General features: G+C 67.8%; 8 protein-coding genes and 1 tRNA gene. 3 read left to right on the forward strand and 6 right to left on the reverse strand.

Annotated features, from left to right (window positions below):
• Positions 1 to 10: 10 nt before the first annotated feature.
• Positions 11 to 466, reverse strand: coding sequence for a DUF3817 domain-containing protein (locus BJ960_RS02065; RefSeq protein WP_185986050.1), 456 nt, complete (start codon positions 464 to 466; stop codon positions 11 to 13).
• Positions 467 to 933: 467 nt separating this feature from the next.
• Between BJ960_RS02065 and BJ960_RS02070 the strand changes: the two genes are divergently transcribed.
• Positions 934 to 9738: a VWA domain-containing protein gene (locus BJ960_RS02070; protein ID WP_185986051.1), complete on the forward strand. Its 8805-nt coding sequence runs from the start codon at positions 934 to 936 to the stop codon at positions 9736 to 9738.
• A 162-nt stretch (positions 9739 to 9900) separates the two neighbouring features.
• Here BJ960_RS02070 and BJ960_RS02075 read toward each other — a convergent pair whose 3' ends face one another.
• The 4 genes from BJ960_RS02075 to BJ960_RS02090 form a co-directional block, all read right to left on the reverse strand.
• Entirely contained in the window at positions 9901 to 11394 is a 1494-nt protein-coding gene (locus BJ960_RS02075) for a peptide MFS transporter (RefSeq protein WP_185986052.1), read from the reverse strand.
• 259 nt (positions 11395 to 11653) lie between these two features.
• Complete coding sequence (locus BJ960_RS02080) at positions 11654 to 12091, reverse strand: carboxymuconolactone decarboxylase family protein (protein ID WP_185986053.1); 438 nt, start codon at positions 12089 to 12091, stop codon at positions 11654 to 11656.
• A 73-nt stretch (positions 12092 to 12164) separates the two neighbouring features.
• Entirely contained in the window at positions 12165 to 12485 is a 321-nt protein-coding gene (locus BJ960_RS02085; RefSeq protein ID WP_185986054.1) for a hypothetical protein, read from the reverse strand.
• A gap of 86 nt (positions 12486 to 12571) precedes the next feature.
• A complete protein-coding gene (locus BJ960_RS02090; RefSeq protein WP_185986055.1) occupies positions 12572 to 13096 on the reverse strand; it encodes a TetR/AcrR family transcriptional regulator in 525 nt (174 codons plus the stop codon).
• A gap of 94 nt (positions 13097 to 13190) precedes the next feature.
• On the opposite strand from BJ960_RS02090, the gene BJ960_RS02095 reads away from it, so the two are divergent.
• On the forward strand, positions 13191 to 13724 hold the full coding sequence (locus BJ960_RS02095) for an FBP domain-containing protein (RefSeq protein ID WP_185986056.1): 534 nt from the start codon (positions 13191 to 13193) through the stop codon (positions 13722 to 13724).
• 264 nt (positions 13725 to 13988) lie between these two features.
• Here the strand turns inward: BJ960_RS02095 and BJ960_RS02100 are convergent.
• Positions 13989 to 14077: transfer RNA gene (locus tag BJ960_RS02100), tRNA-Ser, on the reverse strand.
• A 94-nt stretch (positions 14078 to 14171) separates the two neighbouring features.
• On the opposite strand from BJ960_RS02100, the gene radA reads away from it, so the two are divergent.
• The gene (gene radA, locus BJ960_RS02105) at positions 14172 to 15494 is read left to right on the forward strand and encodes a DNA repair protein RadA (RefSeq protein WP_185986057.1); all 1323 of its coding nucleotides are present in this window, start codon (positions 14172 to 14174) and stop codon (positions 15492 to 15494) included.
• Positions 15495 to 15549: the final 55 nt, after the last annotated feature.

A 15549-nucleotide genomic window follows, 5' to 3' on the forward strand; every position in this document is an offset into this window, starting at 1 on the left:
TTCGGAGATCCTAACCCTTGGGCACGGGGGGACCCAACCACAGGAGCACCAGGAACACGATCACGACGAGGATCGCGATGAGCCCGATCGAGAGGATCGGTCTGCGCAGGATCCAGGCCTGGACATGCTCGACGAAACCGCGTGGCTCATCCCCACCGGGCGCGAGTCGCCACGGGCCTGCGAGGAGCCCGCGCCTATCAACGGCACGCTCGAACGGGTAGGTCGCAAACGGGACGACCGCGAGGAGGAGCCCGGTGATGCCGAGACCCGGCTTCCAGCGTTGGTTGATCCAGACGAACACCGTCGAGACGCAGTACGCGAGGAACACGAAGCCGTGGATGCCACCGGCGATGGAGACGGCGCTGGCCGTCACGCCCGTTGCTCTCAGGATGAGCGCGGTGATGAGGCCGGCCCAGGTGATGACCTCAGCGGTCGCGAACAGGCGGAACAGGTTTCTGGGGCTCATAGTGCCTCTCATCTTGCCCGATCGCGGGTGGGAACTTCCTTGACCCGTAGGTCATAACGATCTTGACACGCCGACCACTTGCGGAGAAACTTCAAAGGCGAGTTCTGCTGGGCGGAACGCATGAACGCCACGTCAATGTTCTGCCGTGCGGAACACGTGTCTGATTCTTGTAAATCCCAGTTCAAAGCAAGGTTCGCCGACTTTCTTGCGGGACGTTGGCCGGGTTAGTTCAACACGTGTTGACGCTGATGTTCGGTGACTGTTTCGCCTGAAGTGCGAATCATCAGACTTGCTTTTGTGAATCTTGACGCTTATCTTCAACGAGTACGCTATGGGTTCCCTGGGGCCCAACGATCAGAGCAGCATCATTGGGGATGGGGATTCGCATGTCACGACGGGGTCAGCAGTTTCGATTGGCGGGAGCGTCTGCCAGAGCACGGAGACGTAGCCTCGGCCGTCTGGTCGCGATGATGCTCGCTGGCGCCGTGATCTACACGGGGTTGCCCACGGCGGCCTACGCGCTCACCTCCCCGCAGGGAGACGAGGCAACGGTTGAGCCGACGGCGCCGGCACCGACCGAGGCGCCAGAGGCTCCCACGGACACGGAGGAATCTGCTTCTCCCGCGACCGAGCCGCAGGCTCCAGTCGGCGACGACGGCGCGCAGGATCCGGCACCGGAGGCTCCGGAAGACGACGCTGTCGTCGGCGACGAGCCCGCACCTGCCGCGCCCGAGGCCGCGTCGCTCGACGCGCCGGCGGCTGCTGACGTTGCCCCCGCCGCGGTCCCGACACTCAACGGCGGGCCCGGTGTTGGAACCTCGCCCGGCGCACAAGAATGGCTGATCCAGATCGCCGCGACCGGTGACCGCAACGGCGTGAGCAGCCGGGCAAACCTTGCCGGCGTTGCGTTCAGCGCGTTCCAGGCCACCAGTCTCACCAACGTCACGAGCCAGACAGCGGTCGCGACGTGTACGACCGACGCGACGGGCCAGTGCTGGATGAAGGTGCCGACGCGTGGCTCGAACTCGGGCGCGCCTGGCTACGTCGTGCGCTCCGTCGAGGCGCCTGCCGGCTGGTCGATCCTCTCGACGATGAACACCTCGTCGAACGGCCTCTCGGTGGGCACCGCGGAGCCGTACAGCTTCTACACCGGCGCCGCCCGCAGCGGGGTCTCCGCAGCCGAGCGCACCTTCAGGCCGCCGACGGGGACGAACCTCCGTGCGAGCTCGGGGACGTGGTCGAGCGTGCGGAACAACCCGTCGATCCCAGCAGAGTGCGGCATCGACGTCGCCCTGCTCGTCGACCTCTCGACCTCGGTCTCTCAGACCAGCGGTGCGCTCCAGCAGATTCGGAACGCCTCGTCCGCCGTCGTTACCGCCCTCACTGGCACGCCGTCGCGCATAGCCCTCCACACGTTCGGCACGGTGGCGCCTTCCCCCGGCGCGAACAACAGCTTCCTTGGCCTGACGAGTGTCGCGACTGCCGCGCAGGCGCAAACGGTGAAGGACAAGGCGAACGGCCTCACCATCGCGGGCTCGACCCAGTACACGAACTGGGACGCTGGCCTGTGGTCGCTGAACACCATGGCGCCGCAGCTGGACGCTGTCATCATGATCACTGACGGCCTCCCCACTGTCTACGGCCAGAACGGCGACGGCGCGCGGGCCACCCGTTTCTTCGAGATGGAGAACGCGATCGCTTCGGCGAATGCGATCAAGGCCCAGAGCGTGAAGATCATGGCCGTCGGCGTCGGCCTCGGCGTCTCCGGGGACTCGCACAACCTCCAGGCCATCTCGGGCCCGACGGCCAACTCCGACTACTACCAGGTGACCAACTGGAACAACCTCGAAGCGCAGCTTAAGGCGCTCGCCTCCGCAAACTGCGACGGCACGGTGAACGTCGTCAAGCAGGTGATTCCTGTCGGCGGAACTGTCGCGGACGCGCAGCCGAAGAACAACTGGGGCTTCATGGCAAACACCGGCGCCGCCGCGGTACGCGTCGACGAGGTCGGAACGACCTTCGCGACGTCGGCGTCCGGCGCGACCGGCGCGACGGGCGTGCTCGGCTTCCGCTCCAACTTCGACGGCACGACGCAGGCGAACAGGCGCATGAGCGTCACCGAGACCCTGGGTCTCGAACACACGCTCGCGCCGCAGAACGGCAAGAACGCCGTCTGCACCCGAACCGATACTGGCGCGAGCGTCCCCGTCACCAACATCGACAGCGCGACCGCGCCAGGATTCGCGGTCGACCCGATCCAGAACGCCACGATCACCTGCACCGTCTACAACCAGGCGCAGGATCGCTCGGCGCAGCTCCGCGTCGACAAGGTGTGGAAGTTCGACTCCGACGGCGACGGCACCTTCGAAGAGGTGACCGACCCGAACGTTGCGCCGACGGCGATCCCGGGCCTGAGCGCTGGGCTGCAGCTCAGCGACAACACTCGCCTGCCGGGCGGCACCGTGAACTTCGGGCAGACAGTCTCGAACCTCGCGCTCGACTCGACGGTCGCCATCGCGGAGACCGTGAACGGGCTGCCGCCGCTGTGTACGAACACTGCGACCTTCGCTCCCGAGCTTCCAGACGGCAAGATCAAGCTCATCCTCGCGAGCGACCAGGGCGTCAACACGGTGACGATCACGAACACGGTCACCTGTGAGACGAAGCTCACCCTCGAGAAGTCAGTCTCGGACGGGAAGACCCCGGCCACCGACTGGACCCTCGACGCGATCGCGCAGGGCGACGCGGCCGATGGCCCGTCGGGGACGTCGGGCTCGAACTCGGCGACCTCGGCGGTGACACCCGGCGTGGTCTACCCGCTCGCGGAGGAAGCCCTCACGCCGGCGGCGAAGAACTACACGCAGCAGTGGCGCCCGACGCTCCAGAACCAGTGGGGTGCGAACCACGGCGCGGGCGCGACGGGTTCCTGGGTGTGCGTCGCGGCGACCTCCGTCGTCGACGGGGAACCGGTGTGGGCGTCGAACCAGAGCGACGGCCGTAACGGCGGCGTGACGGTGCAGCCCGGCGGTTGGATGAAGTGCACCGCCGTCAACGACCCGAAGCCGACGCTGCAGCTCGTGAAGCAGGTGCAGATCGACGACGAGGTCGAGACGGTGCCCGTCGGTGACGATCGCTGGACGCTTGGCGCGAGCTGGACGGCGCCGGTCGCCGTCGGCAACGACGACGCGGCGATCACCCCGTACCCGGGTACCCAGGAGGCGCTCTCGGGGCCAGGTGGCGTCGCAGCGACCGAGGTACTGCCCGGCGAGTACTCGCTGACTGAGTCGGCGGCGAAAGCTGGCTTCGAGAATGGCACCGCCTTCTCGTGCGTCGTGAACGACGAGGAGCCGAAGCTCATCGCGGTCGACTCCGACGAGACGCTGCACCTCGGTGCGGGCGACAACGCTGTGTGCACGATCGTGAACACCGCGCTCCCCTCGCCCCTTACCATCGAGAAGAGCGACGGAGCCGTCGCCCAGCTCGCCGACGGCACGTGGCAGATCGACTACACGATCGCCGTGAAGAACAGCGGCCAGGTCGGCAGTACGTACACGCTCACGGATACCCCGGCGCTCGGCGCAGGGTTCGCCGTCGAGGGCGGATCGTGGCGCGACGCCGCGGATCCCGATACCGAGATTCCCGCACCCGCCGTAGACACCGCGATTGCCGCGGGCGCCGAGCACACCTACATCTACAGGGTCATCGCGAGCTTCGATGACACCGTTGAGAACCCGTCTCTCACCTGTGACCCGGAATCGGGCGGAGCGTTCTTCAACTCCGCCACCGTCGAGTTCCCCGGCGGGAGCGCGACCGACACCGGCTGTGGCGAGCCCGCGAGCCCGACAGTGGTGAAGACCGCGGTCGCCCCGACACAGAACGCTGACGGAACGTGGGGCATCAGCTACGAGCTGAAGGTCACGAACCCATCGAACATCCCGCTCGCATTTACGCTCTCCGATACCCCGAAGGCAGCGCCAGCAGGCACGTCGATCGCCTGGACGTCGATCACGCCGAGCACTGGCACCGTGTCCGGCGATTGGGTGACCGACGGCCAGGGCGTCGTCGCCACGGGGGTGCTCGCCCCGAGCGAGACCCGCACGTACACGATCTCGGGCGTGCTCACCGTAACGGCGACCGCGGACCCGGCGACGCTCATCTGCGACACCGGCGGCGAGGACGGCCTATGGAACACGGCCGTCGTGACCAACGGCGTCGGCACCGACCAGTCGAGCGCGTGCGCCGAGATCCCGTCGGCGACCGCCAAGGTGACGAAGTCGGTGACGAGTAAGACTCAGCTCGCCGACGGCACCTGGCAGATCGTCTACGCGGTGACCGCGACGAACCCGCTCGGCCCGATCGCCGCGATCTACTCGCTCACCGACACGCTGAACTTCGGCGGAGACATCGAGGTCACCTCGGCGCAGTGGACCGGCCCGGCGGCGACGACCGGGACGTTCACCGACGGTACGGCGACCCTTGCGACGAACCGCACCCTTGCGGCGGGCGCCACCGATAACTTCACCGTGACCGCGGTCGCAACGATCGACCCAGCGGCGTGGACCGCCGAGCAGTCAACGCTCGAGTGCGAGGCCGAGGGCGGCGCCGGCGGGTTCCTGAACACGGCGACGATCGCCGTCGCCGGAGCGACCTCCGACGCGAGCGCGTGCGCCGAGCCCGACCTGCCGACGATCACGAAGACCGCGGTCGGCGCGGAACAGGACGCGACGGACCCCGAGTTGTGGCACGTGAGCTACACGCTGACGGTCACCCCGGGCACATCTGACTCGTTCTACTCGCTCACCGATACGCCGGCGTTCGCCGGTGGAGTCACCCTCGGTGATGGAACCGCGCAGCGGACCGACACTGATCCGGTAGGGGCCGAGATCGCGATCACGAGTGGCGCGAAGTTCACCTCAGACCCCGTCGCGATCGGCGACGCCGACGAGCCCCACACCTGGCTCGTGAGCTGGGAGGCGCGCCTCGGCGACGTCGCCGCGGATGACGCGGCGTGTGGCGAACCAGGATCGGGGTTCTTCAACGCGGCGGCCCTCGTGCAGGGCGACGACGTCGTCGGCGAGAGCGACGCCTGCATCCCCGTTCCCCAGCCGGCGCAGCCGACGATCACGAAGACCGTCACCGGCGCGAGCCAGCAGCCCAATGGGGACTGGAACGTGGCCTACGACCTCACGGTGACGCTCCCCGCCAAGGGCGAGCGCAACCCAGACGGCCTCTCGGCGAAGTACGACCTCAGCGACACGCTCGCCTACGGCGCGGGGATCGCCGTGCAGTCGGCGTCGTGGACCGGCCCGGCCGGCGCCTCAGGCGACTTCGACGAGGCGACATGGTCGGCAGACCTCGCCACCGGCGCGACGATCGCCGCGGGCGACACGCTCACCTACCAGGTGACCGCGGTCGCACGGGTGACGGGCGAGGCGATTGAGAACGGCACGACCGAGTGCGCCCCCGAGGGCGAGGCCGGCGGCTTCCTCAACACCGCGAAGCTCGTCTCCGGCGGACAGACCACCCCGGTCGAAGCGTGCGCCGAGCCCGAACTGCCGACGATCACCAAGACCGCGGTCGGGGCGGTGCAGGACGAGGCCGATCCTGATCTCTGGCGCGTGAGCTACCTGCTCACCGTGACCCCGAGCGGCTTTGACACCTCGTACACGCTCACCGATACGCCGGACTTCGCGCAGGGCATTCAGCTCGGCGACGGCACGGCGCAGCGCACCGACACCGATCCGGCGCAGGAAGCGTTCGCGATCTCGTCGGGCCAGCCGTTCACCGGCGGACCCACGGAGATCGGCGCCGACGACCCACCCCACACGTGGCTCGTCACGTGGGAGGCACGCGTCGGAACCGACGTCTCCGGCGAGCTCACCGAGTGCGAAGGCCCCGGCACCGGGTTCTTCAACACCGCGGAGCTGAAGCAGGGCGACACCGTCGTCGGCGACGACAGCGCGTGCGCGCCCGTCGAGGATCGGGTCTACCCGCAGGTCACCAAGACCGTGGCGCAGACCGCGCAGCGGCCCGACGGCAGCTGGACGATCGACTACGACCTCGTCGTGACGCTCGCCGAACAGGGCGAGGCGAACCCACAGGGACTGTCGGCGAAGTACGACCTCGCCGATGCGCTCGCGTTCGGCGGCGGCATCACCGTGCAGTCGGCCTCGTGGACGGGGCCCGCCGGCGCAGAGGGTGACTTCGATTCCACCGGATGGAGCGCGAACATCGCGGCCGGCCAGGGCATCAAGGCCGGCAGCACGCACACCTACAAGGTAAGCGTCACCGCTGAGGTGCCCGTCGGAGCCCTGGACGAGGGCGCGGGCGAGTGCCTCACCGGCGGCGACGCCGGCGGCTTCCTGAATACCGCGGAGCTCGTCTCTGGCGGGGTGACCACCCCGGTCGAAGCGTGCGCCGAGCCAGACCTGCCGACGATCACGAAGACCGCGGTCGGGGCGGAGCAGGACGCGACCGATCCCGAACTGTGGCGCGTGAGCTACACACTCACCGTGACCCCGAGCAGCTACGACTCGTCGTACACGCTGAGCGACACCCCGGAGTTCTCCGGTGGCGTGACGCTCGGTGACGGCACCGCGCAGCGCACCGACACCGACCCCGCCGGGGCCGAGCTCGGTATCGAGGCTGGCACGGCGTTCAGCGAGGAGCCGGTCCAGATCAAGGCCGGGGACACCGCCCACACCTGGCTGGTCACCTGGGAAGCCCGCGTCGGGGAGCCCACCGCGGCTGCCTGCGAGGGCCCCGGATCCGGGTTCTTCAACACCGCCGAGCTCACCCAGGGCGACACCGTTATCGGTGACGACACCGCGTGCCTGCCCGTGCCGGCAGGGGTGAACCCGCTGGTCTCGAAGACCGTGGCCAAGGCGATCCAGAACGCCGACGGCACCTGGAAGATCGACTACGACCTTGTCGTTGCGCTCGCCGCACGGGGCGAGGCCAACCCCGACGGGCTGACCTCGAAGTACGACCTCAGTGACGCGCTCGCGTTCGGCGACGGGATCGACGTGAAGTCGGCCTCGTGGACGGGCCCGGCGGGCGCGACGGGCGACTTCGCCGAGGCGACGTGGAGCGCGGACATCGTGAAGGGCGCCGCTATCGCAGCGGGGGCGACGCACGAGTACCGTGTCTCGGTGATCGCCGACGTGACTGCCTCGGCAGTCGAGGACGGCTCGACGGCCTGCGCGACCGAGGGCGAGGGCGGCGGGTTCTTGAACACCGCTGAGCTCACCTCCGGCGGAGACATCATTCCGGTCGCAGCCTGCGCGGAACCGATCTTCCCGACAATCGAGAAGACCGGTGCCTCCTCCGTCGACAACGGCGACGGGACCTTTGACGTGGCCTACACCGTGTCGGTGAAGTACCCGACCGTCGACGCGGGCTACCCCGTTGGCGTGAGCTTCTCGCTCTTCGACGAGCCGCAGCTTCCCACAGGTGTCGAGACCGTTGGCGGCTGGTCCGCCGAGGCCGCGAACAGCCAAACCCCGGCTCCGCAGCACCCGCGCCGGCCGGCTTCGGGCGAGTGGAAGATCGTTGACGGCGCCCAGTTTGTCAAGGAGAACGGCGAGTCCCAGATTCCCGACTTCGAGTACCTCGTGAAGGCGACCGTGAAGGTCGACCCGACCAAGGCGCCGAAGCCCGCGCTCTGCGAGGACACCGACGCGACGGGAATCGTCGTGCCGAACCTCGGCACCGTCACCTCGGGCGGCTTCGCTGCCGAGGACGGCGGCTGCGTCACCGTGAACTTCGGCGACGTGGGAATCGAGAAGACGGCGGTGCTCGCCGAAGGTGAGACCTCGGTGCAGCCCGGCGACACATTCGAGTACGTGCTCACCGTGACGAACCACGGCACCGGACCCGCGAAGGACGTGAAGGTGACTGACGCCGACATCAACGAGCGGCTGAAGATCACCGGCCTGACGGTCGACCCAGACGTCGCCTGGACCGAGGCCCCCGGCTACGTGGGCAACGAGGTCGAACTGACGATCGGTGAGATCGGCGTCGGCGAATCCGTCGACGTGCGGATCGGCGTGGAGTTCCTCCCCGCCCAGAACCTGCAGGCCGAGCCGATCCTCTCGGGATCCCCGACGCCAGCGGCCCCAGTCGCGCTCGACGAACTCACCAACACGGCGTGCGTCGAGATGGCTGGCGACTCGAACGCCGACAACAACTGCGACGAAGCCGAGGTGCCGGTGCGCGACCTCACGGCAACCGTCTACACGCTCTGCGTGGCGGACGCGCCGATGCTCGGGTGGTCGGTGTCGAAGTCGGCGCTGCTCAAGGACAAGCCGGTGAGCTTCCTGTGGACTCCCGACGAGGGGACCGCGGACACCGTGCCTGCCGAGGTGACGCTCACTGAGCCGGGTGGCTCGACCGCCTGGACGGCAACGCAGACCTGGCCAGGATCGGCGTTCACGCCGTCGGGCATCAGCATCGACTACCCGGGGTGGCGTGCGATCGAGGCGGCCGACATGGCCGCGGGCGGGGGCTACCTGCTCCCGGGCACCTCGACGGTCATGACGCCAGCGCAACAGGCCGAGTTCGTGTTCAACGGGCTCATCCTCGACCCGAGCGAGCTCGACTTCTCGTGGCGCGGCAACACGACGATCCAGTTCTCGGTCAACCCCGAGCTGACGTTCAACGCGAGCTACCCGCCGGCAACCGCTGGCTGTGGCGTCGCACGCCACTCGCAGGTCGAGATCGAGAAGGACGCGAGCGTCACCCGCACGCAGCCAGGCAAGTCGTTCGACTACACCCTCTCGGTGAAGAACCTGAGCGACGACAGCGCCGCAGAGGGCGTCGTCGTCACCGACCAGATCCCCGCCGACCTCAAGGTCGACTCGGTGGCCTGGGCAGGTCAGGGCGACGCGAACACGTTCCCGAACTGGAGCGAGTGCGATGTCACGGGCAAGGACTCGCGTGGGTACGGCGGCACGCTCCGCTGCGAGCTCTTCGGGCCGCTGCAGCCGAAGGGATCGACCGAGGGCGCCTCCGAGGCACCCGAGATCACGCTCGGGGTGACGGTGAGCGCCGGCTCGACCCGGACCGACGTCACGAACACCGCGACCGTCGACTACCACACCTTCGGTGACCCGGACGATTCGGGCCGGGACTCCGACAGCGCCACGGTGCTGCTGTGGGGCCTGCCGGTGACCGGCGCACAGCTCGGCAGCATCGGCGGGGTCGCGGGCGGACTCCTCCTCCTCGGCGGCGCGCTGCTCCTCTGGCGGAAGAAGCGCAACGTGACGACCTAGCCACCCGACCCGCAGCGCGGACGTCGAGGCTTCCCCCAAGAATCCGCTCGACGAATGCCCCATGTATCCCGCTGCGACGCAAGAAGGGCCGGACAGCAGCAGAAGCTGTGTCCGGCCCTTCGGCCTGCCGATCCTGAGCGATCGTGTGCGTGCCCGCTGGTGCTAGCGAATGCCACCCATGAGGCGCAGCACCGGCTTGCGGAGCAGGAACAGGATCGCGCCGACCGCGATCGACGCGCCGCCGAGCGCGAGGAAGTACGGCACCTCGTTCTCGGGGGTGTAGAACCGCGACAGCGAGCCGGAGGCGGCCGAGCCGAGCGAGATCGACAGGAAGAAGAGTGCAACCATCTGCGAGTGGAACGCGCGGGGAGCGAGCTTCGTCGCGAGCGACTGCCCGACGGGCGAGATACTCAGCTCAGCGAGCGTGAGCAGCAGAATGATCACGACGTACGCGAGGAACGGAACGGTGCCGTTCGCGCCGCCAGCAAACGGGATGAAGCACAGGAACGCGACGCCCATGAGCGCGGTGCCGATCGCGAACTTCACCGGCGTGCTCGGCTGCTTGTCGCCAAGCTTCACCCACATGGCCGCGAAGACGCCGGCGAGGATGATGATGAAGATCGGGTTGATCGACTGCACCATGCTCGGGGGCATCTCCCACCCGAGAATGTTGCGGTTGAGTCGCTGGTCGGCGTAGATCGCAAGCACCGTGAACTGCTGCTGCGACAGCGACCAGAACACCGCCGAGGCGAGGAACAGCGGGATGAACGAGAACACCTGGCGGCGCTCCGGCGCCGAGACCTGGTGGCTCGTGAGGATCACGGTGAACAGCACGACGACGGCGATCACGATGAGCACCACGACGACGGTCGACAGGTTCTCGGCGGTGATGATCCCGAACGAGAGCGCGAGCGCGATGAGCGCGATCGCGGCGAGGAACACGACCGACCAGATGCGCTTCTGATTCGTCGATAGCGGGTTCGCGGGCTTGCGGCTCGACTCGCTGACAGTGTGCTTGCGCATCGCGATGTACTGCACCAGGCCGACCGCCATGCCGATCGCGGCGAGGCCGAAGCCCCAGTGGAAGCCCTTCCAGCCCCACAGCGCGCTCGTGAGCAGCGGGCCGGCGAAGCCGCCGATGTTCACGCCCATGTAGTAGATCGAGAACGCGGCGTCGCGGCGCTGATCGCCCTTGTCATAGAGGTCGCCGAGTACCGTCGACGTCGTGGTCTTCAGCGAGCCCGACCCGAGCGCGACCCCGACGAGGCCGATCGCGAGCCCGAGCATTCCCGGTACCAGCGCCAGCGCGAGGTGGCCGGCCATGATGAGGCATGCGGCGGTCAGCAGCGTGCGCTCGGCGCCGAGCACGCGGTCGGCGACCCAGCCGCCGAGCACGGCCGAGAGGTACACGAGGCCGCCGTAGGCGCCGACGATCGACGTCGCGGCCGCCTGCGACATTCCGAGGCCGCCATCGGTGACCGAGTAGTAGATGTAAAAGGCGAGGAGCGCCTGCATGCCGTAGAAGCTGAAGCGCTCCCACATTTCGACGCCCGCGAGGTTCGCGAGCCCCCACGGATGGCCGAAGAAGCCACCCTTGCGTGACTGTGGCTGACTCGCCGGCGCCGTATTATCGGGCTGCGTAGTGGGTGATGACACGGGTTCTCCCCTGGGGTATACCGCGTGCAGTGTTCCCTCGCAGCGCTGGCGAGGGCGCACCGCTGCGGGAAATCAAAAACAACACAAAAGACCCCGCCGGTGCGCTCCGTACGCCGGCTGCCAGTGCCGTCCGTACCGCGCCCCAACGTGCAGGGCCACAGAAAACCGTATCACTGTCTGAGTTTTCGGGCGCGTCGCGGCTGCGGAATGCGGTGGAGAAAGCTGGACCGTTGCGTGTTGGAGATCGTCGCGACCTACGCTACGGAGCGACTCGGTAACCACTTCTGATCGCAACTCGGTTCCATGCGCCCATGACGAGCGCGAGCCAGCTGACCGCGGAAATCTGTTCCGGGGTGAGGGCCCCGGTGTCCCACTCGGTGCGCTGCGGGACCGACAACCGGGTGACCTCCTCGGCAAGGCCGAGCGCCGCCGCCTCGATGGCTGAGAAGTACTGGGACTCCCACCACGCGGGGAGCACCGCGAGGCGGTCGCTGGTCTCACCCAGCTTGACAGCGTCGCGGCTGTGCAGTCGCGTGCAGAAGGCGCAGCCGTTGAGCTGGGAGACGCGGATCTTGATGAGCTCGACGAGTTTCGCGTCGACCCCCGCATCGGCGGCCGCTTCCTCGGCTGCCGCGCTGAACGCCGACAGTTGCTCGTAGACGGCTGGGTGCTGCTTCGTGAGATTCGAGAGTGGCATGCGTTCCTCCTGTGTGGTGTGATGCCGATCGTGGTAGATGACGGGTGCGGGGCCGGCCAGGCCAACCTGGGGCCTACGGACCGTTACTCTCGGGCCCAGCGGCATTGCGGCAGTCGATCCTGCGATTGTGGATTGAGAAACCGAGGATTGCGGCAAGGGCACCAACAAAGAGGAGCACGAAGTTCCACGGACCGACGTCGCGAGAAATGAGGAGCCCACTCGACACCGTGAGGACGAGACCGACGGTGTAGGTCCACTCTGCGTGAGGCGGCATCGGATCGGGCCGCCCGGCGAGCGGGATGTGCTCGTTGGGGCGCGAGCGCAGCACGATCCTCATGGAGACGAAGAACAAGGCCAGTCCTGCAATCGTGACAGCCCATCCGAGGAGAACCATGTCCCTAGTCCACAGCAGGTGCGCGGCGGCGTCAACCAATGCGAGTAGTCGCGTCCGAGTGCGACGTGCGACGTGTGCACGCCGGGTCAGCCGGCGATGAGGTCCTCGAGGTGCGCGGCGCCATACTGTTCCGGGGCGATACGCTGCATGCCCGCGAGCGCGACGCCGAGGAGCACCGTGCGCTCAGCGGCGAGTTCAGAAACCGCAGGGGCTGCGCGGCGGAGGGCCGCGGTCAGCTGGCCGAGCGTCTCGGCGTAGACGGGTCCGAACTCGGGGGAGCGGAGCGCGTAGGCCCAGGCGCTCACCCACAGGCCGACCTCTGCCGCGCGCTCGGGATCGACATGGTTGCCGAAGAACTCGCGGATGGGGTCCTCCCCGTCGGCGACGACAGCCTGGTCATACTCGACGAGACTGTCGGCGACGAACTTCTGCCAGGCGCTCGCGATGAGCTCGGGGACGCTCGCAAAGTGCTGATGAATGAGGCCTGGCGATCCTTCGACTGCCGTCGCGACGGATCGCGCAGAGACGCCCTCGAGACCGTCCGCGAGCATGACGCGGACGGTCGCCTCGATGATCGCCGCGCGGCGCTCTTCCCGGGGCAGATAAGCCATCGATCCTCATTTCTCGCGAACTCCGTGTAGTCTATCCGCGTAATCTGTACGCCTGTACAAATTGAGTGAGATTGCAATTCACGAAGGAGAAATCATGCGCCCCCACGCGCTCACAACCCTGCGCAACGCACTGGGCAATGTCGACGCGTCGACCAGGAAGACCGCCAGAATGCCGCGGGACGGCTTCACCCCTGCAGTTGAGGATCGCGACTACCTCGGCTGGCGCGACCCAAGCGCCCCACAACGCGGCTACCTCTTCATCGAGGGCGAGCACGGCCTGCGGGGTGTGATGCTCACGACCACCCGCACCCGGAACTCGGTGCGGCGGGCCGTGATGTGTGAGTTCTGTCGCATCCCGCGACGGTTCGATCAGGTGGTGCTGTTCACCGCGCCCACGTCGCCCAAGCACAAGGACAGCTCGACGTTCGGGACCTACCTGTGCATCGACCTCGACTGCAATGCGAGGGTGAATGCGCTCAGGCCGATGGGGCCGCTCGACCCGCCGGCCGACGTAATGGTGGCCGCGCATCGGGCCCAGCTCCTGGAGCGCGTGACGGCCTTTGTGGCAGAGGTGTTGGAGCGCGCGGAGCTTCCGGCTACGCGACGGACAGGCTCTGCATCACGGTGATCGCGGTCTGAGCCTCGGGGCCCTCGACCCAGGCTTGCCCCTGCTGCCGGGGGTTCGCCCGGGAGCCGGCACCCTCTGTGGGCCGCCGGATGGCCCGTTTCCTGCAAGAGAGCACCTCTCCCACAGTTTGTAGGGGGCTGTTCTGCCGGGAAGGGGCTGTCTCGTGAGGGGTGTGTCGCGCGAGGGGCGTGAAGGCCCGGGCCCAGACGCAGAAAACCCCCGCGACCAGAATGTTTCCATTCGGTCTAGCGGGGGTTTTCGTTGTGGCGGTGACGGCGGGATTTGAACCCGCGGTAGGGGTTGCCTACACAACATTTCGAGTGTTGCACCTTCGGCCGCTCGGACACGTCACCGCGGAAAAGCTTACGGGAAAGTGTCTGCAGAACCTAATCCGGGTGAAACCGGTGGGCGCGCCGGAGTGTCGGAGGCCGGCGCTAGTCTCGACACATGGCGAAAACGAGTAGCGCATATGCCTGCACCGAGTGCGGTTGGCAGGCCGCGAAGTGGGTGGGCCGCTGCGGCGAATGCCAGCAGTGGGGCACGGTTGAGCTGCGCGGCGCGGCGAAGGCCTCGCTCGCGCGCACTACGAAGGCCACGGCGCCCGAGGCCGGCCGCGAGGCCAGGCCGATCACCGAACTCTCGGGCGCCTCGGTGAAACACAGGCAGACGGGCATCACCGAGCTCGATCGTGTGCTCGGCGGCGGCATCGTGCCGGGCGCCGCGATCCTCTTCTCTGGCGAACCGGGCGTCGGCAAGTCGACGCTGCTGCTCGACGTCGCGTCGCGCATCGCCAGGCACGGCGCCCGCGTGCTCTATGTGAGCGGTGAGGAATCGACGGGCCAAATTCGCATGCGGGCCGAACGAACGGACGCGCTCGTTGACACCCTCTACCTCGCGGCAGAGACCGACCTGAGCTCGGTGCTCGGACACATCGAGATGGTCGATCCCGGGCTCATCATCATCGACTCGGTGCAGACCCTTGCAAGCGACCAGGTTGAGGGCATCGCGGGCGGCCCGTCGCAGGTGCGCGAGGTCGCGGCGGCTCTCATCAGGGTCGCGAAGGATCGCGGGACGCCCGTGATCCTCGTGGGCCACGTCACGAAAGACGGGTCTGTGGCCGGGCCCCGGCTGCTTGAGCACCTCGTCGACGTTGTCTGCCACTTCGAGGGTGACCGCAACACGGCGCTGAGGTTTCTGCGCACGCTGAAGAACCGCTTCGGCCCGACCGACGAGGTTGGCTGCTTCGAGATGACCGGCGGCGGTATCGCCGAGGTGAGCGACCCGAGCGGGCTGTTTCTGAGCCGGGGCACCGTGCCGGTGAGCGGCACGTGCGCGACCATCGCGATGGAAGGGCGGCGGGCGCTTCCCGTCGAGATCCAGGCGCTCGTGGCATCGAGCGCGACGCCGAACCCGCGACGCGTGACGAGCGGCGTCGATCCCTCTCGGGTGGCGATGATTCTCGCGGTGCTTGAGCGTCGCGCGCGCGTGCGGCTGCACGACCAAGACGTCTACGTGTCGACGGTCGGCGGTGTGAAGCTCACGGAACCGGCGGCCGACCTCGCGATCGCCCTAGCCGTGATCTCTGCGGTCGCGGATACACCGCTCGCACTCGAATTCGCGGCCTTCGGTGAAATTTCACTGGCGGGTGAGATCCGCGCGGTTACCTCCGGGCCGCAACGGCTCGCGGAGGCAGAACGCCTCGGATACACGCGAATCGTCGACTCTCGCGCGGAAACCCTCGCCGAGGCGAGGCGCGTGGCGATCGAGTAAACCGGGTTCCCTGAACACGCTTCGACCCGAGCGCCCCGGTAACCGAGGTACACTA

Source organism: Leucobacter aridicollis (assembly GCF_013409595.1).
Taxonomy (GTDB): Bacteria; Actinomycetota; Actinomycetes; order Actinomycetales; family Microbacteriaceae; genus Leucobacter; species Leucobacter aridicollis.